Below are 26693 nucleotides of genomic sequence, written 5' to 3'. Positions count from 1 at the left end.
GTTTACTTGCTGGCTAATCACAAGGGGGAAACATCATTATGCGTGAAGCCGTTATCGTTGCAGGAGCACGAACACCAATCGGGCGTGCGAAAAAAGGATCACTTGCGAACACTCGTCCAGATGATTTTGGTGCAGTAGTAGTAAAAGAAGCATTAAAACGTGCGGGCTATGAAGGTCCAGTTGATGATTTAATTATGGGATGTGCAATGCCAGAAGCAGAACAAGGGATGAATGTTGCCCGCTTAGTTGGGGCATTGGCAGGGTTGCCGGATGAAACACCAGCATTAACAGTTAACCGTTTCTGTTCATCAGGGCTACAAACAATTGCCTATGCAGCAGAGCGTATTATGCTTGGCCATGCAAAAGCAATCGTTGCAGGTGGTACAGAGTCGATGAGTATGATTCCGATGACTGGTAATACAGTTCGTCTAAACCCAAAAATTGCTGAAGAAGCACCACAATACTATATCGGTATGGGTCACACAGCTGAAGAAGTAGCGAATCGTTACAATGTGACACGTGAAGAGCAGGATGCTTTTGCAGTACGTTCGCATGAATTGGCTGAAAAAGCAATTAAAGAAGGTAAATTCAAAGACGAAATCGTTCCAGTTGAAGTGACGGAGTATTATGTCGATGAAAACAATCAGTTAAAAGAAAAAGTTACAATTTTTGATACAGATGAAGGGGTTCGTCCAGGTACATCGGTAGAAACGTTGGCAAAATTACGTCCAGCATTCAACGTAAAAGGATCTGTAACAGCAGGGAATGCTTCTCAAACTTCTGACGGTGCAGCAGCAGTACTTGTAATGGACCGTGAAGAAGCGGAGAAACAAGGTATGCAGCCACTGGCAAAATTCTTAGGATTTGCTGTCGGAGGAGTTCCACCTGAAGTAATGGGTATCGGACCAATCGTTGCGGTACCGAAAGCACTTGAAATTGCAGGAATTACACAAGATCAAGTTGACCTGTGGGAAATTAACGAAGCATTCGCATCACAATCAATTCAAGTAGTTCGTGAGCTTGGCATTGATATGGAAAAAGTGAATGTTAACGGGGGGGCAATCGCATTAGGCCATCCACTTGGTGCAACAGGTGCGATTCTTACAGTGAAGTTAATCAATGAATTAAAACGCCGCGGCGGTAAATACGGTGTCGTAACAATGTGTATCGGCGGCGGAATGGGCGCAGCAGGGGTATTTGAAGTTCTTTAATTGTCTGGGGAAACAACACAATAAAAATCACAAAGGAAACTAGGGAGGAATTTACAATGGCACAAACAACAAACAGCATTATTAAAGGTGGCGGCTTTTTAATCGAGGACGTGGAAATTAACCGAGTAATTACACCGGAAGATTTCACAGATGAACAAAAAATGATTGCTCAAACAACTCAGGAATATGTAACAAACGAAGTATTGCCGGTAGTTGAAAACTTAGAGCACCATGAGTTCGAGCACTCGGTACGTCTATTAAAAACAGCAGGTGATTTAGGTTTACTAGCAGCTGACGTGCCGGAAGAGTACGAAGGCTTAGGCTTAGACAAAATTTCTTCTGCATTAATCGCTGAAAAAATGTCACCTGCTGGTGGTTTCTCAATCACACACGGTGCGCATGTAGGGATCGGTTCATTACCAATCGTATTATTCGGTAACCATGAGCAAAAAACGAAGTATTTACCGAAGTTAGCTTCAGGTGCCTTAATCGCAGCATACGCTTTAACAGAGCCAGGTTCAGGTTCGGATGCATTAGGCGCAAAAACAACTGCTAAATTAAATGAAGCGGGTACACATTACGTATTAAATGGTGAAAAACAATGGATTACTAATGCAGGCTTTGCAGATGTATTCGTTGTATACGCAAAAATTGATGGCGATAAATTTACTGCATTCATCGTTGAGCGTTCATTCCCAGGAGTTTCTGTAGGTCCGGAAGAGAAGAAAATGGGGATTAAATCATCTTCTACTCGTACATTAATTTTAGAAGATGCAGAAGTTCCTGTAGAAAACTTATTAGGTGAAGTAGGCCGCGGTCATATTATCGCATTCAACATTTTAAATATCGGGCGTTATAAATTAGGAGTAGGTACTGTAGGTGCATCAAAACGTGCATTTGAATTAGCGGTTGCTTATACGAACCAACGCCAACAATTCAAAACGAAATTATCGGATTTCAACCTAACGAAAGAAAAGATCGCATCAATGGCTTCTCACATTTATGCATCTGAATCTTTAAACTATCGTACAGTTGGTTATTTCGAAGACCGTTTAAGCCAGTTATCTGATGAAGAGCAAAAAGACGGAAAATCAGTTGCAGCAGCAATCGCTGAATATGCTATTGAGTGCTCGATCGCAAAAGTATTCGGTTCTGAAACATTGGATTTCGTAGCGGATGAAGCGGTTCAGTTACACGGTGGTTACGGCTTTATGGCTGAGTACGAAGTAGAACGCATTTACCGCGACTCTCGTATTAACCGTATTTTCGAAGGTACAAACGAAATTAACCGTATGATCGTACCGGGCACATTTATGAAAAAAGCATTAAAAGGTGAATTACCACTATTACAAGTAGCACAAGAACTGCAAAACGAGCTATTAATGCTTATGCCTGAAGAAATCGGCCAAGGTGCTTTAGAGCAAGAGAAATATTTAGTGAAAAATGCGAAGAAGATTGCAGTACTTGCAGCAGGTGCAGCAGCACAACGCTACGGTGCAAAACTGGATGCCGAGCAGGAGCTGTTAGTGAACATCGCGAACATTGCGAACCAATTATACGCAATGGAATCTGCAGTAATCCGTACACAAAAAGCAATCGAGCGTGACGGAGAAGAAAAAGCAGCACAAAAAATCCTTTACACTCAAATTTTCTGTCAGGAAGCATTCGCAGAAATCGAAAAAGAAGCAAAAGAAACATTGATCGCTTCAGTTGAAGGTGACGATGCACGTATGATTTTATCGGCTTTACGTAAATTAACGCGCAACAACCCTTACAACTTAATTCCGAAAAAACGTGAAGCTTCAGTGAAATTAATCGAAGCAGAAAAGTATGTAGTTTAATAAAATACTATAGTCGGGTGCATGACACTGCACCCGATTTTTCTATGTTGTTCTAATATAATGTAAAATGTTCTAATATATTTTTACATGATCTAATATATCTCGGAAGTTCTAATATAAGTTTCCTTTCTTCTAATATGATCGCCAAAGTTTCAAATAAACGAAACCATTCTTCTAAAATACGACCAGCATGTTCTAATATCGACACAAATATTCTAATAAAACCCATATTCATAAAAACGCCAATAATACGAACACATTTTTGATTTGTCCTTCTATATCCGTTACAATATAGGAAAATCCAGGGCAAAAGGAGTACTTACATGACAGTAAAATTCATTCAATATCCAAAATGTACAACGTGTAAAAAAGCGCAAAAGTGGCTAGATGAGCAAGGTGTGGACTATGAAAATATTCATATCGTAGAACAGACACCATCTAAAGAGGAGATTAAAGCAATTTATGAAGCAAGTGGAGTGCCATTAAAGAAATTCTTCAATACGTCTGGTATGAAGTATCGGGAATTAGGTCTTAAAGATAAATTAGCGACAATGTCCGAGGATGAGCAATTAGAGCTATTGGCATCAGATGGTATGTTAATTAAGCGACCGATCGTAACAGATGGAAAAAAATTAACTTTAGGATTTAAGGAGTCTGACTTCTTAGAAACTTGGAAATAAACAGTTATTCACATTGTATTTCCGAACGAAATATGGCAAAATGAACTTGAATGTACTACATATAACATGGAGGTTTTCGAATGAGCACACCAAAAGAATTACGTTATTCAAAAGAGCATGAGTGGGTAAAAATTGAAGACGGTAAGGCAACAATCGGTATTACGGATTTCGCACAATCTGAATTAGGTGATATCGTATTCGTAGAATTACCTGAAGTAGGCGATGAGATTTCAAAGGATCAGCCATTCGGTAGTGTAGAGTCTGTAAAAACAGTTTCTGAACTATATGCACCACTTTCTGGTAAAGTAGTTGCAATTAACGAAGAATTACTGGACAACCCAGAATACGTTAATGAATCTCCATACGGAAATGCATGGATGGTTACTGTTGAGTTAACAAGTGAAGCGGAAGTTGAAGAATTATTAGACGCAGATGCTTACACTGCATTAATTGAACAATAATATGAAACACTAAAGCCTTCTATAGTAAGGTTTTAGTGTTTTTTTGTTATTCTATACATAAAGGTGACTTTGAAAGGAAGCGTGTACGTATGGGAAAATGCCTTGTTGTCGAAGGACGTGCCGATAAGTTGAGATTAATCCCGATTTTAGCAGAGGACGTGACAATTATTTGTACAAATGGCACAATAAGCGAAGTCAATTTGATTGATTTATTGGAAGGTTATGAGCAAGATGAAATTATCACTATGTTTGATGCAGATAAAAACGGTGAAAAGTTACGTAAACTGATGAACCGTGCATATCCTGAAGCACAACAGCTAATCATACCTCACGAATATATTGAAGTAGAAAAAACACCTACTAAAATCTTAAGGGATATTTTACTACGAGCAAAATTTTTAGTAAAAGAAGGATGACAGTATAATGGAACAATGGACGAAACAGCAATGGGAACAAAACGTACAACAATATGATCAGACAGCATTTTTCCTATATACGCCTATGTGCGGCACATGTGAAGTATCGGAAAAAATGTTGGAAGTAATTGAGAAATTACTACCAGATCTCCCGCTTGGTATGGCAAATATCAATTATTTAGGGGATTTACCTTATGAACTGAAAATTGAAAGTGTACCTTGTTTAATCGTTTCAGACAACGGAGAACTAACGAATAAAATTTATGCATTTAAATCCGTACCGTTTTTGTATGAAATATTAAAAAAGTAATTGACGTAGTCACTTTGTCGTGATAAAGTAAAATTCATAATAATAAAACTTAATAACGTTGCTCTTATAAAGAGAGGTGGAGGGAAGTGCCCTATGAAGCCCGGCAACCAGCGATTACGCAAAGGTGCCAATTCACACAAAGTGTAAACTTTGAAAGATGAGAGAACGGTTTACCGTATAAATGTATGTGAAACCTTTCTACTTGTCTTGGTAGAAAGGTTTTTTTCATTCAGCGGATGTTTTGGATGAAAAAAAGAACATGATTTTGAAATAGCAGGAAGGTTATTTCAATTTAGAAGGAGTACAACCGATGATTGATATACAAAATATTACAAAAGTGTATAACACGAAAAATGGTAAGCTTACGGCAGTTGATAATGTAAGCCTATCGATCAACAAAGGAGAAATATACGGTATTATCGGCTACAGTGGTGCCGGTAAAAGTACAATGATTCGCCTATTGAACGGTTTGGAAAAGCCAACGACAGGTTCTGTCATTGTAGGTGGTCAGGATATTGCAAAAGCTTCCGGGGCTAAATTACGAGAAGCACGTCAAAAAATAAGTATGATTTTCCAGCACTTCAATTTACTTTGGTCACGTACCGTTGAAGAAAACATCGCATTTCCACTTGAAATAGCAGGTGTTTCAAAAGCTGATCGTGAAAAACGAGTAGAAGAGTTAATTGAACTTGTTGGTTTAAAAGGAAGAGGGAAAGCGTATCCTTCTCAACTTTCAGGCGGTCAAAAGCAGCGTGTTGGCATTGCCCGTGCGTTGGCAAACAATCCGGAAGTGCTTTTATGTGATGAAGCGACTTCAGCACTTGATCCTGAAACAACGGATTCAATTTTGGAATTGTTGCTTGATATTAATAAAAACATCGGACTTACAATTGTACTCATTACACATGAAATGCATGTTATCCGTAAAATCTGTAACAGAGTAGCTGTTATGGAAGCCGGAAAAGTAGTGGAACAGGGAGATGTATTACAAGTGTTCCAACATCCGCAAGCACCGATTACGAAAAACTTCGTGTCGCAAGCTTCTGGTGAAACACAGGAAACGCAAGCATCACTGGAACAGATTTTAGCCAATTATCCAGAAGGCAAAATCGCTAAATTAACATTTGCAGCGGCAACGACAGAACAGCCTGTCATCTCACAAATGATTAAGCAATTTGACGTAGTTGTTAATATAGTGCATGGCAAAATCTCAAATACAACGGGCGGTTCGTTTGGTACATTGTTTATTCATATCGATGGCGAGCCAAAAGCAGTCGCGGAAGCATTAAGCTTTTTAGCGAAGCAAGAAATTCAGGCGGAGGTGATTGAGCATGTTTAATCAATTATTTCCGAACGTAGATTGGGGTAAAATGCTCGAAGCAACATATGAAACAATTTATATGACGGCTGTTGCGACAGTCATCACATTTATACTGGGACTTCTAATTGGTATTGTCTTATTCTTAACGAGCGACAATCAATTATGGGCAAATAAAATTGTACACTTTTTGACAGGGTCATTCGTGAATATTTTCCGCTCGATTCCATTTATCGTCTTGATCATTTTATTAATTCCATTTACGAAGTTTTTACTTGGAACCATCCGTGGTGCCAATGCAGCATTACCTGCGCTTATTATCGGTGCAGCACCGTTTTATGCGCGCATGGTGTTAATTGCATTAAGAGAGATTGATAAAGGTGTTATAGAAGCGGCTCGCTCAATGGGAGCGAAAACTTCTACGATTATTTGGAAAGTGCTGATTCCGGAAAGCTTACCGGCATTAATTTCAGGTATTACAGTTACAGCTGTCGCTTTAGTAGGGTATACAGCAATGGCCGGCATCATTGGTGCGGGTGGTTTAGGAAACCTGGCATTCCTTGATGGTTTCCAGCGTAACCGAACAGATGTGACTTTAATGGCAACCGTATTGATTTTAGTTGTCGTATTCATCATCCAATATATTGGGGATTTCATCACAGCAAGAGTGGACAAACGATAGTTAGTGGCTCGTAAGGCCGTAATTATAAATATTGGTGCATCGAAACAATATGGACGCAAACTTTTATAAAAGTGCGCGTCTATCCGAAAAATAATCAGAATATAGAAAAAGTTTCGATGGGCCGAAAACAAACTAATAAAAAAGGGTAGGTAAAACAAATGAAAAAGTTATTATCAAGCGTTATTTTAGGAGCTTCAGTACTTGCATTAGCAGCATGTGGAGGAGAAGATGAAAAATTAGTAGTTGGTGCATCGAATACACCACACGCAGTTATCCTTGAAAAAGTTAAACCGATATTAGAGGAACAAGGTATTGAGCTTGAAATCGAAACTTATACAGATTATGTACTTCCAAACCAAGATTTAGATAACGGTGATCTAGATGCGAACTACTTCCAGCACATTCCATACTTCGAAGCACAAAAAGCAGATTTCGATTATGACTTTGCAAATGCTGGCGGTATTCACATCGAGCCAATCGGTATTTACTCAAAAAAATATTCATCTTTAGAAGAACTTCCTGAAGGTGCAACGATTTTACTTTCTAACTCAGTGGCAGACCATGGACGTATGCTTTCATTACTTGAAGCACAAGGTTTAATTACGCTAGCAGAAGGTATTGATAAAACAAAAGCAGAAATAAAAGACATCGTAGATAATCCGAAAAACTTCGAATTCGATGCAAACACTGCAGCTGAATTATTAGTGCAAATGTACGAAAATGAAGAAGGCGATGCGGTATTGATCAACTCAAACTTCGCAATCGATAACGGCATTAACCCATTGGAAGATTCAATCGCAATCGAGTCTAGTGAATCTCCTTATGTAAATATCATTGCAGTAAAATCTGGCGATGAAGATTCAAAAGAAATTAAAGCATTAGTAGATGCATTACGCTCGAAAGAAGTTCAAGACTTTATCGTCGAAGAGTGGGGCGGCTCTGTAGTACCAGTTTCAGGCGAATAAAAATAATTCAAAAACCATTTTCTCCATTGGGGAGAAAATGGTTTTTTCGTTTCATAAAATTATCTTTCCTAAAATGGGATTTCTCCATATCTAATGAAGCTTCTACTTCTATCCAAGTCTTTTATTGGAATCGTGTTAATCGTGAATAAAAATTTGATATAAAGTCGACAAATACTTGTTCGGATGGGGCAAGATCTCTTGATGTTGGTGCAATAATGCCGACTGTACGTCTTATATTAGGTATGGTGATCGGCACTTTGACGGTCATGCGCGGTGTTGAATCATAGAGTGAACTTTCCGGTAAAAGTGTCACACCTATTCCTGCAGCCACAAGCCCTTTTAATGCATCCATATCTTCTCCCTCGGTAGTGATATTCGGCATAAAGCCTACAGAGCGGCATGCATCAACGGCAACTTTGTTTAAAATATAACCTTCAGGAAAGAGTACAAATTGATCATGACGCAAATCAACAAGGTTAATCGATTCTTTTTTCGCTAGTGGGTGTGTTGCGGGCAACAAAGCATGGATGTTTTCGCTGAACAGCACTGTTGTATTGATTGCTTCGTCTTTTGGTGGTAATGGTCCAAGCAAAGCTAAATTCAGCTCGCGATTTTTGACTGCATCAATCAAATATTTATAGGACCCTTGGCGTAGATGAAAAGAAATTTCCGGGTATTCTTTTTTAAATGCAGAAATGACAGTCGGCAATACATAGCTTGCCAAACTTGTAGGGAAACCTATTTTAATCGTACCTTTTGCCGGGTCTAAATATTCTTCTACCTGCTTTGCAGCAAAATCAATTCCCTTGAGTGCGGTAATACAATGTTCCAAAAAAATCTTCCCAACTGGCGTCAACTTTACGTTACGCCCGATTCGTTCAAAAAGCGGTGTTCCAAGTTCTTCTTCCAAGTTGGCAATTTGTCGGCTGATTGCAGACTGGGCAACGTGTAAATGCTCCGCAGCTTCAGAAATATGCTCGCGTTCTGCCACCTCTACAAAGTAACGTAACTGTCTTAATTCCACTATTTCCACCCCATTCATCTAAAAAGTAGATTGTTTATATCCAAACTATATATTGTTTATATTATTTCGAAAACTTTAAAATGTAAATACGGTATTGAAAGAATGAGGGGGAATGGATATGAGTTTTCATCAGTTACCAGAAGCGCAAGGGTTATATAATCCTGAATTTGAACATGACGCATGCGGAATTGGCATGTATGCAAATATAAAAGGAATACCTTCACATCAGATTGTAAAAAAAGGGCTAGAAATGTTATGTCGTTTAGAACACCGTGCTGGACGTGGCGGAGATGGCAAGACAGGTGATGGAGCAGGGCTGTTAGTTCAAATCCCACATGCTTTCTTTCAACAAAACTGCGCGGAACTTAATTTACCTGAAATGGGTGAATATGGTGTAGGACAAATTTTTTTCACGGAAAATGAAAACGAACGCCAAAAAATTGAAGAAAAGATGAATGAATTAATTGGACAGGAAAATCAGCAACTGATCGGCTGGCGAACTGCTCCGACAAATAAAGAAAATTTAAGTGATATTGCTAAATCGACTGCCCCTGTTGTTCGCCAAGTATTTATTCGTTCAAACGAAAACGACAATAAGGCTTTCGAACGAAAACTGTATGTCATTAGCAAACAGCTCGAACATTGGGCGACAGAGCATCAGTACGAATTGTATATTCCAAGTCTTTCAAGTCAGACGATTGTATTTAAAGGATTGCTTTCACCAGAAGAAGTAAGTGAATTTTATGTGGATCTGCAGGACAAAAGCTTCGTATCCGCATTGGCACTCGTGCATTCACGTTACTCGACGAATACATTTCCATCTTGGAAACGGGCCCATCCGAATCGCTATATTATCCATAATGGGGAGATTAACACATTGCGTGGCAATATTAACTGGATGCGTGCACGTGAGCAACAGTTCGTATCTGAAGCGTTTGGAGAGGACCTTGAAAAACTTTTACCGATAATCGATACAACGGGATCTGATTCTTCAATGCTTGATAACGCATTTGAATTTTTTGTATTGGCTGGACGTTCACCGGCTGAGACAGCGATGATGATGATTCCGGAACCGTGGACAGAAAATCCGCGCATTGATGAAGACCGTAAAGCGTTTTATCAATATCATGCAAGTTTGATGGAACCGTGGGATGGACCGACTGCTATTTGCTTCACGGACGGCAAACAGATTGGGGCCATTTTAGACCGTAACGGCTTGCGTCCAGGAAGACTTTATGTGACGAAAGACGATCATGTTATTTTCTCTTCCGAAACAGGGGTTGTCGATTATGCTGAAGAAGACATTCTTTATAAAGACCGATTAAGTCCAAGTCGTATGCTGTTGATTGATTTAGAGCAGGGGAAAATTATTTCGGATGCGGAGCTGAAATCCGAAGTTGCAGCAGAAAAACCTTATGCAGCATGGCTGGAAGAAAATATGATCAAACTTGAATCGAAGAGTGAGCAGTTACCTGAAATAAATGAGCTGACATTACGCCAGAAAATTCACGGTTATACATTTGAGGATGTACAAAAATATATTGTACCTCTTGCAAATGAAGGAAAAGATCCGCTTGGCTCGATGGGGAATGATACCCCATTAGCTGTTCTTTCAGATAGACCACAATCATTATTTAATTACTTTAAGCAGCTGTTTGCACAAGTGACAAACCCGCCGATTGATTCTATTCGCGAACATGTCGTGACATCGACAATGACGTTGCTTGGAGCGGAAGGTGATTTATTACAGCCGAATGCGCAAAATGCACGTCGCCTCCTGCTGAAAACGCCGGTGTTAACGACTGCAGAATATGAGCAGATTGTAAATAATAACGAAGAACATTTTGAAGTAGCGGAAATCTCATTAAAATTTACCGAAAATTTAGAAAGTGAACTTAACCGAATCAAAACGGAAGCGGAAGCTGCTATTTTTGGAGGTAAGACAATTATTGTACTGTCTGACTATATGGATGATGCTAAGCAGTTAACAATGCCCGTTCTTCTAGCAGCGAGTACAATCCATCAATATTTAGTGCGAATCGGTCTACGTACGAAGGCGAGCATTATTGTGAACAGTGCGGAAGTTCGGGAAGTTCATCATTTTGTTGCATTGATCGGCTTCGGTGTTGACGCCATTCACCCGTACTTAGCATATGCAACAATTCATGAGGCAATTGAAAATGGTCATTTATCTGTACCGTTTGAAAAAGCGATTCAAAAATTCCGAAAAGGTGCAGCGGATGGTGTCGTTAAAGTGATGTCGAAGATGGGAATTTCAACAGTTCAATCTTATCGCGGTGCCCAAGTGTTCGAGGCAGTCGGGATTTCAAAAGAAGTGATCGACGAGTATTTCACAGGTACGGCTTCACAAATTGACGGCATTGACTTACAGACAATCGGAGAAGAAGCAAAACGCCGCCATGAGGAAGCGATGCAATCGATGTCAGCCCAACTGCAATCAGGTTCGGATTTCCAATGGCGTGCGGACGGAGAGCATCATGCGTTTAATCCGAAAACTATCCATACACTCCAATGGGCGACTCGTAAAAATGATTTTGGATTGTACCGGATGTATGCAGAAATGGCTAATGAAGAACGAATTGGATTTTTACGTAATCTATTCGACTTTAAAAAGAATGAACGCCGAATCCCTATGGAAGAAATTGAATCAGTGGATTCCATCGTAAAACGATTTAAATCAGGGGCCATGTCATTTGGTTCGTTATCGAAAGAAGCGCATGAAACATTGGCGGTAGCGATGAACCGTCTAGGTGCACGTTCGAATTCAGGTGAAGGTGGGGAAGATCCGGCCCGCTTTACAATCGAACCAAATGGTGATAACAAGCGCAGTGCAATAAAACAAATTGCATCAGGACGATTTGGTGTGAAATCGCATTATTTAGTGAATGCCGATGAGCTGCAAATTAAAATGGCGCAAGGGGCGAAACCAGGGGAAGGCGGGCAACTGCCTGGCAATAAAGTTTATCCTTGGGTAGCAGATGTGCGCGGTTCCACTCCTGGGGTTGGTTTAATATCACCACCGCCGCATCACGACATATACTCAATCGAGGATATGGCTCAGTTAATTCATGATTTAAAAAATGCAAACCGTCATGCAAGAATTTCTGTGAAACTCGTAGCAAAAGCGGGTGTTGGTACAATTGCTGCAGGTGTTGCAAAAGGTGCAGCGGACGTCATCGTCATTTCTGGCTATGACGGAGGTACAGGGGCATCGCCGAAAACTTCGATTAAGCATACGGGCTTACCGTGGGAGCTTGGTTTAGCGGAAGCGCATCAAACATTGATGCTCAATGGACTTCGAGACCGAGTGACATTGGAAACGGATGGCAAGCTCATGACGGGAAAAGATGTCGTGATGGCAGCACTTTTAGGGGCAGAGGAATTCGGTTTTGCGACTGCACCGTTAATCGTATTAGGCTGTGTCATGATGCGTGCCTGTCATCTGGATACTTGTCCGGTAGGTGTAGCAACGCAAAACCCGGAACTCCGTGCGAAATTTATGGGATCAGCTGATCATGTCGTCAATTATATGCGTTTTGTCGCTGAAGAAATGCGCGAATATATGAGTATTCTAGGATTCCGTACTGTGGAAGAGATGGTAGGTCGTACAGATGTTTTGCAAATTTCAGATCGCACAGCAAAACATTGGAAAGCAAGTCAGCTCGATTTAACGGCACTGCTTCATCAAATCCAAGGAACACGCACTAAACAGCATCAGCAAAATCATAATATTGAGGGAAGTTTTGATTTACAAGAGTTATTACCGCAAGTTTCAAAGGCAATCGAAGGAAACGAGCGAATCGAGTTAAATTATTCGATTAAAAATACAGATCGAGTAATGGGAACGATTGTCGGCAGTGAAATTTCCCGGAAATACGGTGAAGCAGGTCTGCCGGATAACACAATTAACTTAACGTTTACAGGCCATGCTGGTCAAAGTTTTGGCGCCTTTATCCCAAGAGGAATGTCGATGCGTGTAGTTGGGGATGTCAATGATTACTTTGGTAAAGGATTGTCAGGAGGAAAAGTGACAGCGATTGCACCGATTAAAGGCGAACAGGAGAAAAACGTTATCGCCGGAAATGTTTGTTTATATGGAGCAACGAGCGGTAAGGCATTTATTAATGGGCGTGCTGGCCATCGATTCGGTGTTCGTAATTCAGGTGCTGAAATCGTTGTTGAAGGAATTGGGGATCACGGATGTGAGTATATGACAGGCGGTAAAATCGTTATATTAGGGGATGTCGGTCAAAACTTTGGTGCCGGAATGTCCGGTGGTATCGGCTATATTCTGCCGAGTGATGGGGAAAAGTTCAAAGCGCAGTGCAATACGGAAATGATTCACTTTGAAAAACTGACAGACCCAGCGGAAATTGAATCTGTCCGCCAATTAATTATTCAGCATTTGGAAGAAACGGATAGTTCCTACGCATTGGACGTTTTAGCAAAGTGGGAGCAGTTTGTTCCAAAATTCGTTAAAGTTGTGCCAACAGATTATAAAATTATGGTTGATAAAATAAACCACTACACTGCAACTGGTTCTACAAAAGACGATGCAGCAATGCAGGCATTTACGGAAGTGACGACTAGTCAGAAAAAGCTTGTGAGCACAAAATAAGAGGGGGTTTCTAGTATGGGAAAAGCAACGGGTTTTATGGAATTTAAACGAGAGAAAGTTCAGGAGCAACGACCACTAGAGCGACTTTCAAATTGGGGCGAATATGCAAGCAGGCTATCTGATGAAAAATTACAGACACAAGGTGCACGCTGTATGGATTGTGGAACGCCATTTTGTCATATGGGGATTGAAATTCGCGGTACTGCAGCAGGGTGTCCGATTCAAAATGTCATCCCTGAATGGAATGACTTAGTCTATAAAGGGAAATGGCAAGAAGCGTTGGAACGTTTGCATATGACGAATAATTTCCCTGAATTTACTGGCCGTGTTTGCCCTGCTCCATGTGAAGGGTCGTGTACACTTGCCATTACGGATCCGGCTGTCGCGATTAAATCGATTGAACGTACGATCATTGATAAAGGATTTGAAAATGGCTGGATCAAACCACGTATCCCTGCATCGCGTACGGGCTTTAAAGTGGCGATTGTTGGCTCGGGTCCTGCAGGTTTAGCAGCAGCAGACCAACTGAACCAACTAGGTCATTCAGTAACGGTGTTCGAACGTTCCGACCGATTTGGCGGATTATTAATGTACGGAATCCCGAATATGAAGCTTGAAAAAGATGTGATTGAAAGACGTGTCCATTTATTATCATTAGAAGGAATCGATTTTGTGCCCAACACAGAAATCGGAAAAGATATAACGAAGGAGCAATTACAAGCTGATTTTGATGCTGTTATTTTATGTACGGGAGCACAAAAACAAAGAGTACTTCATTTAGAAGGAAGCGATGCTGGCAACATTCATTTAGCAATGGATTATTTAACGGATGTTACGAAAAGCCTGCTGGATTCCGACTTTGCGGATAATCAGGCGTTAAATGTGGAAGGGAAGGATGTCATCGTAATTGGTGGCGGAGATACAGGTGCTGACTGTGTAGCAACAGCACTTCGCCAAAAATGCCGATCTGTATACCAATTTGGGAAGCATCCGCAACAAGCCACAACACGTACAGATGAAACAATGTGGCCAAAAGATCCGAACATTTATACAATGGATTATGCTTATGCCGAAGCTGATGCGAAATTTGGCCGTGATCCGCGAGAATATTGTATTCAAACTACGAAAATAGAGAAAGATAGTAAGGGGAATGTAAAAGCGCTTCATACTATTCAAATGGAAAAAATTCTGGGCGAAGATGGCTTTCATTACTTTAAAGAATTGCCTGGAACTGAAAAAGTATGGCCGGCGCAGCATGTATTTGTCGCAATCGGCTTTGAAGGTGCCGAAAAAGAAACACCTGGACATTTCGGAGTAGAACTAACGAATAACCGCATCCGTGCATCGGTTAAAGACTATGAAACAAATATTTCAGGCGTATTTGCTGCCGGTGATGCACGCCGTGGCCAAAGTCTTGTCGTTTGGGCGATTAAAGAAGGACGCGGAGTTGCTGCTAGTGTTCATTATTATTTAAATGAAATGATAGTAAAAAATTAATAGGATGATATAAAACACCATTTTGAAAGCAGAATGGTGTTTTATATATTTTTTTGGAGAAAAGAAGAATCAACCATTTCAATAAGTGAAATTGATTCTCAATTAATGGATTGCTATTGAAAAAATGGAAAGCTGAATTATTACTATTTAAATAGTAGAAATAAACTGCAGTAAAGCGTTTTACAAGAATGATAGACATTTTTTAATTAAAATCATTCTAAACTATTTGCAACCAACATTCATTTCGGGTAAGATTGGTAATGAACTTAATTTGGCGTACAGAAAGTATGCAAATGAATATTTGGAGGTAATTTAATGTCAACATTAGAAATTAAAGATCTTCACGTTGAAATCGACGGAAAAGAGATTTTAAAAGGTGTAAATCTTACTATCAATACAAACGAAGTACATGCGATCATGGGTCCTAACGGTACTGGTAAATCGACATTAGCTTCTGCAATTATGGGTCACCCAAAATATGAAGTAACATCAGGCGAAATCTACCTTGATGGCGAAAACGTATTAGAAATGGAAGTAGATGAGCGTGCACAAGCTGGTTTATTCCTTGCTATGCAATATCCATCTGAAATTCCTGGTGTAACAAACGCAGACTTCTTACGTTCAGCGATTAACGCTCGTCGTGAAGAAGGACAAGAAATCTCATTAATGAAATTCATCCGTGAATTAGATAAAACAATGGAATTCCTGGAAATGCCTGAAGAAATGTCACAACGTTACTTAAATGAAGGTTTCTCTGGTGGTGAGAAAAAGCGTAACGAAATTCTACAAATGATGATGATCAAACCAACTTTCGGTATTTTAGATGAAATCGACTCTGGTTTAGATATCGATGCATTAAAAGTAGTTTCTAAAGGTATTAACGAAATGCGCGGCGAAGGCTTTGGCTGCTTAATGATCACTCACTACCAACGTTTATTAAACTACATCACACCTGACCATGTTCACGTAATGATGCAAGGTAAAGTTGTAAAATCAGGTGGTGCTGAATTAGCACAACGCCTTGAAGCAGAAGGTTATGAGTGGATTAAAGCTGAACTAGGTATTGAAGATACAGAAGAAGTAACAGAAGCATAATAAAGGAGGACGACGAAGATGACGGTTGAAACAAAATTAGCGTTATCAGCAGAAGAAGTACGCTCGTTCTCGCAAAAACATGCTGAACCAGCATCATTTGCTGATTTCCGTGTGAGCGCAATGGAAAAAGCTGCTGCGCTTGACTTACCAAAACCAGACAGAACGAACATTAACAAGTGGAACTTCATTGATTTCGCAAACCATACAGTAGAAAGTGCTCCATTCAATTCTTTGGAAGAGCTACCTGTAGAGGTGAAATCAGTAGTAGATACTGAAACACAAGAAAACCTGTATATCCAACGCAACAACACACCAGCGTTTATTAAAATTTCAGATGAACTGAAAAACAAAGGTGTAATTTTCACAGATATCCAAACAGCAATCCGCGATCATAAAGATTTAGTGGAAAAATACTTTATGACAACTGCTGTAAAAGTGGATGAGCATAAATTAACGGCTTACCATGCAGCACTAGTAAATGGTGGTATTTTCGTATACGTTCCACGCAACGTTGTAATTGAAGCACCTCTTCAAGTTGTATTTTTAAATGACAATGCAGAAGCTTCATTATTTAACCACGTGTTAGTAGTAGCTGAAGAATCTTCGGCTGTAACTTATGTTGAAACTTATATTTCTACATTTGACGAAGCACATGGTCAAGTAAACGTTGTTACAGAAGTAATCGCAAAAGATAATGCACAAGTAACATTCGGTGCAGTAGACAACTTGGCTCATGGCTATACTGCTTATGTAAACCGCCGTGGACATGTACAGCGCGACGCAAAAATTGACTGGGCATTAGGTTTAATGACAAACTCAGATACAATTTATGAAAATACAACGAACTTAATTGGCGATAACTCTACTTCAGATTTCAAAATGGTAACTGTAGGTAGCGGAGATCAAAAACTTAACTTCACAACATTAATCCGTCAATGGGGTAAAAATTCCGACGGTCAAATTTTAAAACACGGTGTAATGAAAGATTCAGCACAGTCAATCTTTAATGGAATCGGTCATATTATGCATGGTGGTACAAAAGCAAATGCAGAACAAGAGTCTCGCGTACTTATGCTTTCTGAAGGCGCACGCGGTGACGCAAACCCAATTCTTTTAATTGATGAAGACGATGTAACAGCAGGACACGCTGCATCTGTTGGACGCGTTGACCCAACTCAACTTTACTACTTAATGAGTCGTGGTATTTCTAAAGCAGAAGCAGAGCGCCTTGTAATTCACGGATTCCTTGCGCCAGTTGTTGCTAAATTGCCAATCGAAGGCGTTAAAAAGCAGCTGACGGAGGTTATCGAAAGGAAAGTTCGATAATGATACCTAATGATATTAAAAGTTATTTTCCAATTTTAAATCAGGAAGTCAATGGACATCCTTTAGTTTATTTGGATAGTGCGGCTACATCTCAAAAGCCGATTCAAGTAATTGAAGCAATCACAAATTACTATAATTTAGATAACTCAAATGTTCACCGAGGTGTGCATACACTTGGAAATCGTGCAACGGATTCTTATGAAGGTGCGCGTGAAAAAGTTCGTAAATTCATTAATGCTAGTTCAACACAAGAAGTAATTTTCACTCGTGGTACAACAACAGCACTTAATACGGTTGCTGCAGGCTATGGTCGTCAAAATGTGCAAGAAGGTGATGAGATTGTCATTACGTACATGGAACACCATTCAAACATTATTCCATGGCAACAGCTTGCAAAAGAAAAAGGGGCGGTATTGAAATATATCGACCTGGAGGCAGACGGTACAATTTCATTAGAAAAAGTACGTGAAACAATAACGCCAAAAACGAAAATTGTTTCTATGATGTATGTTTCGAACGTATTAGGTACAATTAACCCGATTAAAGAAGTTGCACAAATTGCTCATGAAAATGGCGCGGTAATTGTTGCGGATTTAGCGCAGGCAGCTCCGCATTTGAAGGTAGATATTCAAGATTTGGATGTTGACTTTGCGGCATTTTCAGGACATAAAATGTGTGGCCCTACTGGTATTGGGGTACTATATGGTAAAAAAGCGCTTCTTGAAGAAATGGAACCAGTAGAGTTTGGCGGAGAAATGATTGATTTCGTAGGTTTATATGAATCAACATGGAAAGAGTTACCGTGGAAATTCGAGGGCGGCACACCAATTATTGCAAGTGCAATAGGCTTAGGTGCTGCAATCGACTTTTTAGAGGAAATCGGTTTAGACAATATTGCAGCGCATGAACATAAGTTGGCAGGCTATGCAATGGATCAATTGGAAACGATTGATGGTCTTCAGATTTTTGGTCCACGTGACCCGATGAAACGTTGCGGAGTCGTGACATTCAATCTTGATGACGTGCATCCTCACGATGTAGCGACAGTATTGGATATGAGTGGCATCGCAGTTCGTGCGGGACATCATTGCGCCCAACCTTTAATGAAATGGCTTCAAGTAACAGCAACAGCTCGAGCAAGCTTCTACATGTACAATGATGAAGAAGATGTTGATCGTTTAGTTGCAGGATTGCGCTCAGCGAAGGAGTATTTTGGCGATGTCTTTTAATAATTTAGATCAACTTTATCGTTCCGTAATAATGGATCATTATAAAAACCCTCGTAACAAAGGGGCTCTTGAAGAAAATAGTGTGACAATCGATATGAATAACCCTACTTGCGGTGACCGTATCCATTTAACATTGAAGCTGAACGATGGTGTCGTGGAAGATGCAAAGTTCGATGGAGAAGGCTGTTCAATCTCCATGTCTTCAGCATCGATGATGACTCAAATCGTTAAAGGCAAAAAATTGGACGAAGCTTTGGAATTGGCGGATATTTTCTCGAAAATGATGCTGGGCGAAGACTTTGACGATGAAAAATATGATCTTGGGGATGTCGAAGCACTGCAAGGTGTTGCAAAATTCCCGGCACGTATTAAATGCGCTACATTAGCTTGGAAAGCAATGGAAAAAGGCGTTAACAACGAAAAGAAATAAATAGTAGTAAGGCTAAAGTGTGTGTCATGCACATTTTAGCACTTCTCATTAGATGAACGGAGGAGACAACATGGCTAAAAAAATGCCTGAAATCGGCGATTACAAGTATGGCTTCCATGATAAGGACGTATCAATTTTCCGTTCTGAACGTGGACTAACAGCAGATATCGTTCGTGAAATCTCAAGTATGAAGGAAGAGCCACAGTGGATGCTTGACTACCGCTTAAAAGCTCTTGAAAAATTCTATGAAATGCCAATGCCACAATGGGGTGGTGACCTTGCATCATTAAACTTCGATGAAATTACGTATTACGTAAAACCATCTGAAGCAACAGAACGTTCTTGGGATGAAGTACCTGAAGAAATCAAAGCGACATTCGATAAATTAGGTATTCCGGAAGCTGAACAAAAATATCTTGCAGGTGTATCTGCTCAGTATGAATCTGAAGTAGTTTACCACAATATGAAGCAAGACCTTACAGATTTAGGGATTGTCTTCAAAGATACTGACTCAGCATTAAAAGAAAACGAAGAAATCTTCAAAAAACACTGGGGTACAGTAATCCCTTATACAGATAACAAATTCGCAGCATTAAACTCTGCAGTTTGGTCTGGTGGTTCATTTATTTATATGCCTAAAGGCGTTAAATTAGACACACCATTACAAGCATACTTCCGTATTAACTCTGAAAACATGGGTCAATTCGAGCGTACGCTAATCATCGTAGACGAAGATGCTTCTGTACACTACGTAGAAGGTTGTACAGCGCCTGTTTACACAACAAACTCTCTACACTCCGCTGTAGTAGAAATCATCGTTAAAAAGAACGCTTACTGCCGTTACACAACGATTCAAAACTGGGCAAACAACGTTTATAACCTTGTTACAAAACGTACAGTTGTTGAAGAAAACGGTACAATGGAATGGATCGACGGTAACATCGGTTCAAAATTAACGATGAAATACCCTGCTTGTATTCTTAAAGGTGAAGGTGCACGTGGTATGACATTATCAATTGCCATTGCAGGTAAAGGCCAACACCAACACGCTGGTGCGAAAATGATTCACTTAGCACCAAACACATCTTCAACAATCGTTTCTAAATCGATTGCTAAGCAAGGTGGTAAAGTAACTTACATGGGTCAAGTAAAATTCGGTAAAAATGCAAAAGGTGCACGTTCGAATATCGAATGTGACACATTAATCATGGATAACGAATCTACTTCTGATACAATTCCATACAACGAAATCTTAAATGATAATGTATCTTTAGAGCACGAAGCGAAAGTTTCAAAAGTATCTGAAGAGCAATTATTCTACTTAATGAGCCGTGGTGTTTCTGAAGAAGAAGCGACAGAAATGATCGTAATGGGCTTCATCGAGCCTTTCACAAAAGAATTACCAATGGAATACGCAGTAGAAATGAACCGTCTAATCAAGTTCGAGATGGAAGGTTCAATCGGATAATAATCTATGAGGCACTTGTCTCCAACCTAAGTTGGAGTCAGGTGCTTTTTTTGTATATAATTGTGTTGAATTCGTGAAGAAATATAAAGGTTTACTAGAAAGATTTCAGAAAGCGTGGAGTATTCATTTACAATAATTGTATTAGATGGAATAATGGATTTAGAGAATGATATAAAGGAGCGACAAAATGGATAACTTATTTTGGCCAATAGCTTTAGGGGTTCCTGGTACTGTAGTGGTAGTTGCGGTAGTACTCACTTTTTGGGCTTTAGGGGAAAAGAAGAACGGTAAGGTTATGAAAAATGAAGAGCATGAAGGTATTATTAAATAATATTAAAATAGCTTCAAACGACTATTAATGCGTTTGAAGCTTTTTTCTATTTTAAATTAGAAATAAAACTTTCAATTTCCTGTTGAGTTTTACGGTCTTTGCTGACGAAACGTCCAAGCTCGATGCCGTTTTCATAAGCTAAAAAGCTAGGAATGCCGATAATTCCTAAATCAATACATAAATCTAAAAACTTATCGCGGTCTACTTTAACAAATGTATACTCCGGGAATTTTTCTACAACTTCCGGCATAAACGGATCAATAAAACGGCAATCCCCGCACCAGTCCGCTGTAAATTCGAAAATTACGGCTGTACTGCTTTTAAATTGCTCAAATTCCTCAGTTGATTGTAAAATATGCATAAACTTGTCCTCCTTTTTTCTATTATTATGATAGGAAATGTAGTGTTTTGCAATGAATGAACATCGAAACGGGTAAGGTATTATACAATGCTAGAGAGGTGAAGAACGATGATTTCAATCGGCTTAACTGGTTGGGGAGATCACCCGGAAGTATATAGTGAAGTTACTGCCGCAAAAGATAAATTGTTTGATTATAGCGGGCATTTCCCTGTCGTAGAATTAGATACATCCTTTTATGCAATACCATCACCGGCAAATGTTGAAAAATGGTGCAAGGATACCCCGGATACTTTTCAATTTGTCGTGAAGGCTTATCAGGGCATGACAGGTCATTTACGCGATGAACTGCCATTTGAGACGAAAAATGATATGTTCAACGCATTTCGGAATTGTGCGGATACATTTAAAAAGCATGGTAAGCTTGCAATGGTTCTTGTTCAATTTCCTCCTTGGTTTGACTGCCAAGGTAAAAATGTTCAATATATCCGATATATAAAGCAACAATTACAAGGGTATTCTATTGCTATTGAATTTCGCAATCAAACTTGGTACAGCCCTCAAATGAGAGAGAAGACAGTGCAATTTTTAAGAGACCATCAATTGATTCATACAGTCTGTGATGAACCGCAAGCAGGAAGCGGCTCGGTCCCTTTTGTTCCAATTGCTACTGATGAGAAAGTGCTCATACGTATCCATGGGCGCAATGTACATGGCTGGCGAAATATAGGCCATGGGGAGAACTGGCGAAAAGTACGTTTTTTATATGATTATAATGAAGAAGAACTGCAAAAACTTGCAGAAGAAATAAAATTTCTGGCTCGCCAATCAAAACATGTCTTCGTATTATTTAATAATAATTCCGGAGGGCATGCCGCAAAAAACGCAAAACGAATGCAGCAAATTCTTGATCTTGAATTTGATGGTTTAGCACCAAAGCAATTAGGTCTTTTTGAAGAATAACGAAGAGTGAGGTGGCAATGCAAAAGTGCGAGAAATAATTCATATATTCCATACGAATGATTTGCATAGTCATTTTACGTACTGGAAGCGCAGTCAGTCGTTTATTCAAATACAACGTCAAATACTGGCCGAAAAAGGCGAAACGAGCTTTCTGGTCGATTTAGGGGATCATTTGGATCGTTCGAATTTATATACAGAGGCAACACTAGGTAAAGGTAATATCAAAATGTTAAACGATGCTGATTATGATGTTGTGACAATTGGAAACAATGAAGGCATAACGCTTTCCTATAATTTGCTCTATCAATTATATGATGACGCACAGTTCGAAGTAGTTGTCGCAAATCTATATTCCCAGTCAGAAGAAAATCCAAGTTGGATGAAGCCATACACAATATTGACTACCCAGTACGGCACGAAAATAGCCGTAATAGCTGCGACAGCCCCGTTTGATCTTTTCTATAAGGAACTTGGGTGGAACGTAACAAACCCTCGTACAGAGCTTGTAAAGCTGGCCTTTGAATTAAAAAAACAGGCGGATATAATCGTTTGTTTATCACATTTAGGGATAACTGAAGATGAATTGCTGGCACAGGAATGTCCGATTATCGATGTGATCTTCGGTTCGCACACACATCATGTGTTTGAAAAAGGTCAAGTGGAAAATAACGTCCTTTTAACAGGAGGCGGGAAATTTGGCCAGTATACTGGTCAGTTAACGGTGGAATTTGACCACGCGTCCCGGAAGGTAGTAGAAAAATCGGATCGCCTATTTGAAAACGCTCTTTTGCCAACAGTTGAAGAAGAAGAACAGTGGTTGTCCAATCTTCAAAAAGAAGCAAAGGCTATTTTGGAAAAACCTATTTTTACATTAACGAAACCCTACAATAAAGAATGGTTCCATCGTTCCCAATTATCGGATTTATTTGCAGAGTGTATGTATGATTATACAGAAGCGGATTGTGTCATGTTCAATGCTGGAATTTTTGTCGAACCACTACGCAAAGGGTTAATTTCTACATATGATATTCATAAAATTTTTCCCCATCCGATAAATATATGTGTTGTGCAAATAACAGGTAATGAATTAAAAGAAATTTTTACTCAATCCGAAAACGAAGATTGGCCACGTCTTGAATTAAAAGGTCTTGGCTTTAGAGGCGTTATTTTCGGGAAAATATTGAATTATGGTATTGAGATGACGAAGCAGCGCGAATTATATATTAACGGGAAACTTATGGAACCGGATCGGATCTACCGTTTAGCAACACTGGATCTCTTTACATTCGGGTATTTTTTCCCTAGCTTTAAATATGCCAAAAAACAATATCTTCTACCGGAATTTATCCGGGATGTTTTTAAAAATTATTGTATGAAAAAGTTTCAGTAATCTTCCAAAACCCCTCTTTCCAATTATATAATGAACGTAATAGTAGAATGGAGAAATAAATATAGATGCGATTAATATCGATAAATGTTTTGAAAGAAGGTATGGCAGTCGGCAGGACTATCTGGAATGAAGCCGGCCATCCACTGCTTCACAAAAACGTCGTTGTAACAAGCCGAATTATTGAAAGGCTGCGAGAGCTGAATATTCATTATTTATACATTGATGATAAACTATCAGCAGGAATTGAAATAGAAGAAACAATCGCTCCGTTAAAAAGAATGGAAGCCGTAAAAAATATGACTAAATCATTCGAAAATGTTAAAAAAGCTAAACGGGATCAGGCATCCTATGTACTGGATCAACAGTCCAAAGTGATTGGCTTAATTGTCGATGATATTATGAATGCCATCGTAAATAGCGAGGAAGTATTAATGGTGCTGACAGATGCGTATTTATATGATAAATATATTTATCAGCATTCATTCCAAGTAGCACTGTATTCAATCGCAATTGCTAAAGAAATGGGCTATTCTTACGAAGATATACGATTAATTGGAATTGGGGCAATTTTACATGATGTGGGGAAGCTGCTTATATCACCTGATATTTTACTAAAGCCGGGCAACTTAACGGATGAAGAATATGAAGAGATGAAGAATCATGCACGCTACGGATTTGATTTATTACGCAACTTACATTCAGTATCATTGCTCGTAGCACATTGCGCTTTCCAACACCATGAACGAATCGATGGAAGCGGTTATCCACGGGGGATTATTAACAATGAAATTCATCCGTTTGCAAAAATCATCGCTGTTGCAGATGTATTTGATGCATTGACATCGAATCGCATTTACCGAAAGAAAATGTTGCCTTCAGAAGCGATTGCAATCATTGACAAAGGTGATGGGAAGCTTTTTGATGCAAAGGTAATGGAGGCATTCAGACGGAGCGTAGTCCACTATGCAAATGGTACAATTGTGTTGCTCACAGATGGCCGACGTGGAATTGTATCGAAGCAAAATCTTGTTGATGTGACACGACCTTGGATCCGTATTTTCCAAGAAAACGGCAAAATGCTGGGCGCTACATATGAACTATGTTTAAGTGATTACCCGACAGTTGATATTAAAAAAGTTGATGTGGATTTTGAGGGAAATATTGAATAAAAAATCTTTCTTCTCATATTTTATGGGAAGGAGGATTTTTTTTGCGTTTTCGTAAAAGAAAGTGGAATTCCTATGGCAGGAAAAAAGGCAAAATGCATAATGTCGTAACGATCGTCATCGTCAGTATTATCGGCATGGTTTGTCTTAGTATATATGTCATGAACGGCAGATTAATGCCAACCTATTTGCAGTACGCGGAAGTTCAAACGCATAAAGTAGCTTCGTATGTCGTGAGTAAAGCAATTAATTCCAGAACATCGAGTGTACTTGATGTAAATGATGTCATCGTTGATTTACCTACACAGTCAGACGATATGATTACGACAAAATTTAATACGGAAATAATTAACCAAGTGCGTGCAGAAACGACAACATTAGTAAAAGAGTATTTAGAACAGGCCGAAAATGGAGATTTATCACATTTGCCAAATTTGGAAAATGTGGAATATGACGTAGGTAAAATGGAAGCAGGAGACGGAATCGTATTTTTCGTACCGTTAGGGCAGGCATTAAACCTTCCGATTATCGGAAATTTAGGACCTAAAATACCGATTCGCTTTCACATTATTGGTAATGTAAATAGTAATGTTGAGTCAACAGTAAGTGAATTTGGCATAAATAATGCAATTGTAGAAGTAAATTTACTGATTGGTGTTAATGTCCAGATTATTGTACCATTTGCCAGTAAGTCTGCATCGGTCGAACAGAAAATCCCAATTGCAATCGGTTTAGTAAGAGGGACAGTGCCGCATATTTACAGTGCAGGTGAAGGAGCACAGCCGTCTATTGAAGTACCAATCCCTTACGAATAGTAACTTAATTATGATAAATTAAAATTATAAGAATACTCTGTTGTTGGAAAGTAGTTAATATGATAATCTGACATCAGAAACATCGTAGCATTTGAGTGAGGGGAGTAAATGACATGACATCTTGTAAACCAACTAATCCGAGGGAAGAGCACTTACGCAAACCAGAGTGGCTAAAAATTAAGCTAAATACCAATGACGAATACAAAGCATTAAAAAAATTAATGCGAGACAATAATTTGCATACGGTATGTGAAGAAGCTCGCTGCCCGAATATTCACGAATGCTGGGGCGAGCGTCGTACAGCAACAATGATGATTTTAGGTTCTGTATGTACGCGGGCATGTCGTTTCTGTGCAGTTAAAACAGGATTGCCTAATGAATTGGATTTGGCGGAACCGGAACGCGTTGCAGATTCCGTTGCGTTAATGAACTTAAAACATGTTGTTATTACAATGGTAGCACGTGATGATCTGAAAGACGGGGGCGCGGAAGTATTGGCGGAAACGGTGCGTGCAATTCGTCGTAAAAGTCCGTTAACTTCTGTTGAAGTACTACCATCCGACTTAAGCGGCCGTGAAGAAAGTTTACGCATTCTGATGGATGCAAAGCCGGATATTTTAAACCATAATATCGAAACAGTACGCAGTTTGACACCACGTGTTCGGGCAAAAGCGACATATGACCGTTCACTGGAATTTTTACGTAGAGCAAAAGAAATGCAGCCAACTATTCCGACAAAATCTTCTTTAATGATTGGCTTAGGAGAAACGTTAGAGGAAATTTATGAAGTAATGGATGACTTGCGTGCAAACAATGTTGATATTATGACAATCGGTCAATATTTACAGCCTACGAAAAAACATTTGCCAGTAAAAAAATATTATTCTCCGATCGAGTTTGGCAAGCTGCGTAAAATCGCTATGGAAAAAGGCTTCAGTCATTGTGAGGCAGGTCCATTAGTACGCAGTAGTTACCATGCGGATGAACAAGTGAATGCAGCAAAACAATCAAGTGTTACATTGTAGAAAATAGACGTTCAACTTATTTTTGGCGAGTATAATAATACTTGCTGAAAGAC

The 26693-nt window shown here is 39.4% G+C and carries 24 protein-coding genes and 1 riboswitch; of the genes, 22 read left to right on the top strand and 2 right to left on the bottom strand.

The window, feature by feature from the left end; all coding sequences use genetic code 11:
* Positions 1-38 precede the first annotated feature (38 nt).
* The 9 genes from MKY07_RS14860 to MKY07_RS14820 all read left to right on the top strand — a co-directional run bounded on the left by MKY07_RS14860 (position 39) and on the right by MKY07_RS14820 (position 7884).
* The gene (locus MKY07_RS14860) at positions 39-1211 is read left to right on the top strand and encodes an acetyl-CoA C-acetyltransferase (protein WP_008408694.1); all 1173 of its coding nucleotides are present in this window, start codon (positions 39-41) and stop codon (positions 1209-1211) included.
* A 56-nt stretch (positions 1212-1267) separates the two neighbouring features.
* Positions 1268-3052, top strand: coding sequence for an acyl-CoA dehydrogenase family protein (locus MKY07_RS14855; protein ID WP_008408692.1), 1785 nt, complete (start codon positions 1268-1270; stop codon positions 3050-3052).
* A 323-nt stretch (positions 3053-3375) separates the two neighbouring features.
* Positions 3376-3732 (top strand): arsenate reductase family protein, encoded by a 357-nt coding sequence (locus tag MKY07_RS14850; RefSeq protein WP_008408689.1) that lies wholly within the window; start codon positions 3376-3378, stop codon positions 3730-3732.
* A gap of 80 nt (positions 3733-3812) precedes the next feature.
* The gene (gene gcvH, locus MKY07_RS14845; RefSeq protein ID WP_008408686.1) at positions 3813-4193 is read left to right on the top strand and encodes a glycine cleavage system protein GcvH; all 381 of its coding nucleotides are present in this window, start codon (positions 3813-3815) and stop codon (positions 4191-4193) included.
* Positions 4194-4282: 89 nt separating this feature from the next.
* A complete protein-coding gene (locus MKY07_RS14840) occupies positions 4283-4609 on the top strand; it encodes a toprim domain-containing protein (protein WP_008408685.1) in 327 nt (108 codons plus the stop codon).
* Positions 4610-4616: 7 nt separating this feature from the next.
* Entirely contained in the window at positions 4617-4919 is a 303-nt protein-coding gene (locus MKY07_RS14835) for a thioredoxin family protein (RefSeq protein WP_065216306.1), read from the top strand.
* A gap of 61 nt (positions 4920-4980) precedes the next feature.
* A riboswitch (SAM riboswitch) is annotated at positions 4981-5083 on the top strand.
* 146 nt (positions 5084-5229) lie between these two features.
* Entirely contained in the window at positions 5230-6258 is a 1029-nt protein-coding gene (locus MKY07_RS14830) for a methionine ABC transporter ATP-binding protein (protein ID WP_008408682.1), read from the top strand.
* The gene (locus MKY07_RS14825; protein ID WP_008408680.1) at positions 6251-6919 is read left to right on the top strand and encodes a methionine ABC transporter permease; all 669 of its coding nucleotides are present in this window, start codon (positions 6251-6253) and stop codon (positions 6917-6919) included. The genes MKY07_RS14830 and MKY07_RS14825 overlap by 8 nt, the downstream gene beginning before the upstream one ends.
* Before the next feature lie 158 nt (positions 6920-7077).
* On the top strand, positions 7078-7884 hold the full coding sequence (locus tag MKY07_RS14820) for a MetQ/NlpA family ABC transporter substrate-binding protein (RefSeq protein WP_087618370.1): 807 nt from the start codon (positions 7078-7080) through the stop codon (positions 7882-7884).
* Between the two features lie 121 nt (positions 7885-8005).
* On the opposite strand, the gene MKY07_RS14815 is transcribed toward MKY07_RS14820, so the two are convergent.
* The gene (locus MKY07_RS14815) at positions 8006-8908 is read right to left on the bottom strand and encodes a LysR family transcriptional regulator (RefSeq protein WP_008408676.1); all 903 of its coding nucleotides are present in this window, start codon (positions 8906-8908) and stop codon (positions 8006-8008) included.
* Between the two features lie 118 nt (positions 8909-9026).
* Here MKY07_RS14815 and gltB point away from each other — a divergent pair, with 118 nt between their 5' ends.
* The 8 genes from gltB to MKY07_RS14775 all read left to right on the top strand — a co-directional run bounded on the left by gltB (position 9027) and on the right by MKY07_RS14775 (position 20923).
* The gene (gltB, locus tag MKY07_RS14810; RefSeq protein ID WP_339262840.1) at positions 9027-13547 is read left to right on the top strand and encodes a glutamate synthase large subunit; all 4521 of its coding nucleotides are present in this window, start codon (positions 9027-9029) and stop codon (positions 13545-13547) included.
* Between the two features lie 15 nt (positions 13548-13562).
* Positions 13563-15044: a glutamate synthase small subunit gene (gene gltD, locus MKY07_RS14805; RefSeq protein WP_339262838.1), complete on the top strand. Its 1482-nt coding sequence runs from the start codon at positions 13563-13565 to the stop codon at positions 15042-15044.
* A gap of 315 nt (positions 15045-15359) precedes the next feature.
* Positions 15360-16139 (top strand): Fe-S cluster assembly ATPase SufC, encoded by a 780-nt coding sequence (gene sufC, locus MKY07_RS14800; RefSeq protein ID WP_008408673.1) that lies wholly within the window; start codon positions 15360-15362, stop codon positions 16137-16139.
* An 18-nt stretch (positions 16140-16157) separates the two neighbouring features.
* Complete coding sequence (gene sufD / locus MKY07_RS14795) at positions 16158-17465, top strand: Fe-S cluster assembly protein SufD (protein ID WP_008408672.1); 1308 nt, start codon at positions 16158-16160, stop codon at positions 17463-17465.
* Positions 17465-18694, top strand: coding sequence for a cysteine desulfurase (locus MKY07_RS14790; RefSeq protein ID WP_008408671.1), 1230 nt, complete (start codon positions 17465-17467; stop codon positions 18692-18694). The genes sufD and MKY07_RS14790 overlap by 1 nt, the downstream gene beginning before the upstream one ends.
* Entirely contained in the window at positions 18684-19124 is a 441-nt protein-coding gene (sufU, locus tag MKY07_RS14785) for a Fe-S cluster assembly sulfur transfer protein SufU (RefSeq protein WP_008408670.1), read from the top strand. The genes MKY07_RS14790 and sufU overlap by 11 nt, the downstream gene beginning before the upstream one ends.
* Before the next feature lie 70 nt (positions 19125-19194).
* Complete coding sequence (gene sufB / locus MKY07_RS14780; RefSeq protein WP_008408669.1) at positions 19195-20592, top strand: Fe-S cluster assembly protein SufB; 1398 nt, start codon at positions 19195-19197, stop codon at positions 20590-20592.
* 187 nt (positions 20593-20779) lie between these two features.
* Positions 20780-20923: a hypothetical protein gene (locus MKY07_RS14775; RefSeq protein WP_008408668.1), complete on the top strand. Its 144-nt coding sequence runs from the start codon at positions 20780-20782 to the stop codon at positions 20921-20923.
* Between the two features lie 46 nt (positions 20924-20969).
* Here MKY07_RS14775 and MKY07_RS14770 read toward each other — a convergent pair whose 3' ends face one another.
* Positions 20970-21284, bottom strand: coding sequence for a thioredoxin family protein (locus tag MKY07_RS14770; RefSeq protein WP_008408666.1), 315 nt, complete (start codon positions 21282-21284; stop codon positions 20970-20972).
* Between the two features lie 108 nt (positions 21285-21392).
* Between MKY07_RS14770 and MKY07_RS14765 the strand changes: the two genes are divergently transcribed.
* From MKY07_RS14765 to lipA, 5 genes are all read left to right on the top strand, one after another.
* On the top strand, positions 21393-22244 hold the full coding sequence (locus MKY07_RS14765) for a DUF72 domain-containing protein (RefSeq protein WP_008408664.1): 852 nt from the start codon (positions 21393-21395) through the stop codon (positions 22242-22244).
* Between the two features lie 25 nt (positions 22245-22269).
* Positions 22270-23634: a bifunctional UDP-sugar hydrolase/5'-nucleotidase gene (locus MKY07_RS14760; RefSeq protein ID WP_339262833.1), complete on the top strand. Its 1365-nt coding sequence runs from the start codon at positions 22270-22272 to the stop codon at positions 23632-23634.
* A 65-nt stretch (positions 23635-23699) separates the two neighbouring features.
* Positions 23700-24803, top strand: a complete 1104-nt coding sequence (locus MKY07_RS14755) for an HD-GYP domain-containing protein (RefSeq protein WP_065216300.1) — start codon at positions 23700-23702, stop codon at positions 24801-24803.
* Positions 24804-24844: 41 nt separating this feature from the next.
* Complete coding sequence (gene yunB, locus MKY07_RS14750) at positions 24845-25615, top strand: sporulation protein YunB (RefSeq protein ID WP_008408660.1); 771 nt, start codon at positions 24845-24847, stop codon at positions 25613-25615.
* Positions 25616-25728: 113 nt separating this feature from the next.
* Positions 25729-26640: a lipoyl synthase gene (gene lipA, locus MKY07_RS14745; RefSeq protein WP_008408659.1), complete on the top strand. Its 912-nt coding sequence runs from the start codon at positions 25729-25731 to the stop codon at positions 26638-26640.
* Positions 26641-26693 lie beyond the last annotated feature (53 nt).

Origin of the sequence: Solibacillus sp. FSL W7-1472 (assembly GCF_037969775.1) — a bacterium.
GTDB lineage: Bacteria > Bacillota > Bacilli > Bacillales_A > Planococcaceae > Solibacillus > Solibacillus silvestris.
This window is presented reverse-complemented; position numbering and strand designations above follow the sequence as displayed.

Excerpts from the sequence above, each read along its gene's own strand:
- MKY07_RS14840 (WP_008408685.1), top strand. The coding sequence starts at position 4,283 with ATGGGAAAATGCCTTGTTGTCGAAGGACGTGCCGATAAGTTGAGATTA.
- MKY07_RS14830 (WP_008408682.1), top strand. The coding sequence starts at position 5,230 with ATGATTGATATACAAAATATTACAAAAGTGTATAACACGAAAAATGGT.
- sufC (WP_008408673.1), top strand. The coding sequence starts at position 15,360 with ATGTCAACATTAGAAATTAAAGATCTTCACGTTGAAATCGACGGAAAA.
- MKY07_RS14790 (WP_008408671.1), top strand. The coding sequence starts at position 17,465 with ATGATACCTAATGATATTAAAAGTTATTTTCCAATTTTAAATCAGGAA.
- MKY07_RS14860 (WP_008408694.1), top strand. The coding sequence starts at position 39 with ATGCGTGAAGCCGTTATCGTTGCAGGAGCACGAACACCAATCGGGCGT.
- MKY07_RS14775 (WP_008408668.1), top strand. The coding sequence starts at position 20,780 with ATGGATAACTTATTTTGGCCAATAGCTTTAGGGGTTCCTGGTACTGTA.
- sufU (WP_008408670.1), top strand. The coding sequence starts at position 18,684 with ATGTCTTTTAATAATTTAGATCAACTTTATCGTTCCGTAATAATGGAT.
- MKY07_RS14855 (WP_008408692.1), top strand. The coding sequence starts at position 1,268 with ATGGCACAAACAACAAACAGCATTATTAAAGGTGGCGGCTTTTTAATC.
- MKY07_RS14835 (WP_065216306.1), top strand. The coding sequence starts at position 4,617 with ATGGAACAATGGACGAAACAGCAATGGGAACAAAACGTACAACAATAT.
- lipA (WP_008408659.1), top strand. The coding sequence starts at position 25,729 with ATGACATCTTGTAAACCAACTAATCCGAGGGAAGAGCACTTACGCAAA.
- sufB (WP_008408669.1), top strand. The coding sequence starts at position 19,195 with ATGGCTAAAAAAATGCCTGAAATCGGCGATTACAAGTATGGCTTCCAT.
- gltB (WP_339262840.1), top strand. The coding sequence starts at position 9,027 with ATGAGTTTTCATCAGTTACCAGAAGCGCAAGGGTTATATAATCCTGAA.
- MKY07_RS14820 (WP_087618370.1), top strand. The coding sequence starts at position 7,078 with ATGAAAAAGTTATTATCAAGCGTTATTTTAGGAGCTTCAGTACTTGCA.
- MKY07_RS14765 (WP_008408664.1), top strand. The coding sequence starts at position 21,393 with ATGATTTCAATCGGCTTAACTGGTTGGGGAGATCACCCGGAAGTATAT.
- MKY07_RS14770 (WP_008408666.1), bottom strand. The coding sequence starts at position 21,284 with ATGCATATTTTACAATCAACTGAGGAATTTGAGCAATTTAAAAGCAGT.
- MKY07_RS14755 (WP_065216300.1), top strand. The coding sequence starts at position 23,700 with ATGCGATTAATATCGATAAATGTTTTGAAAGAAGGTATGGCAGTCGGC.
- MKY07_RS14850 (WP_008408689.1), top strand. The coding sequence starts at position 3,376 with ATGACAGTAAAATTCATTCAATATCCAAAATGTACAACGTGTAAAAAA.
- gltD (WP_339262838.1), top strand. The coding sequence starts at position 13,563 with ATGGGAAAAGCAACGGGTTTTATGGAATTTAAACGAGAGAAAGTTCAG.
- MKY07_RS14825 (WP_008408680.1), top strand. The coding sequence starts at position 6,251 with ATGTTTAATCAATTATTTCCGAACGTAGATTGGGGTAAAATGCTCGAA.
- sufD (WP_008408672.1), top strand. The coding sequence starts at position 16,158 with ATGACGGTTGAAACAAAATTAGCGTTATCAGCAGAAGAAGTACGCTCG.
- gcvH (WP_008408686.1), top strand. The coding sequence starts at position 3,813 with ATGAGCACACCAAAAGAATTACGTTATTCAAAAGAGCATGAGTGGGTA.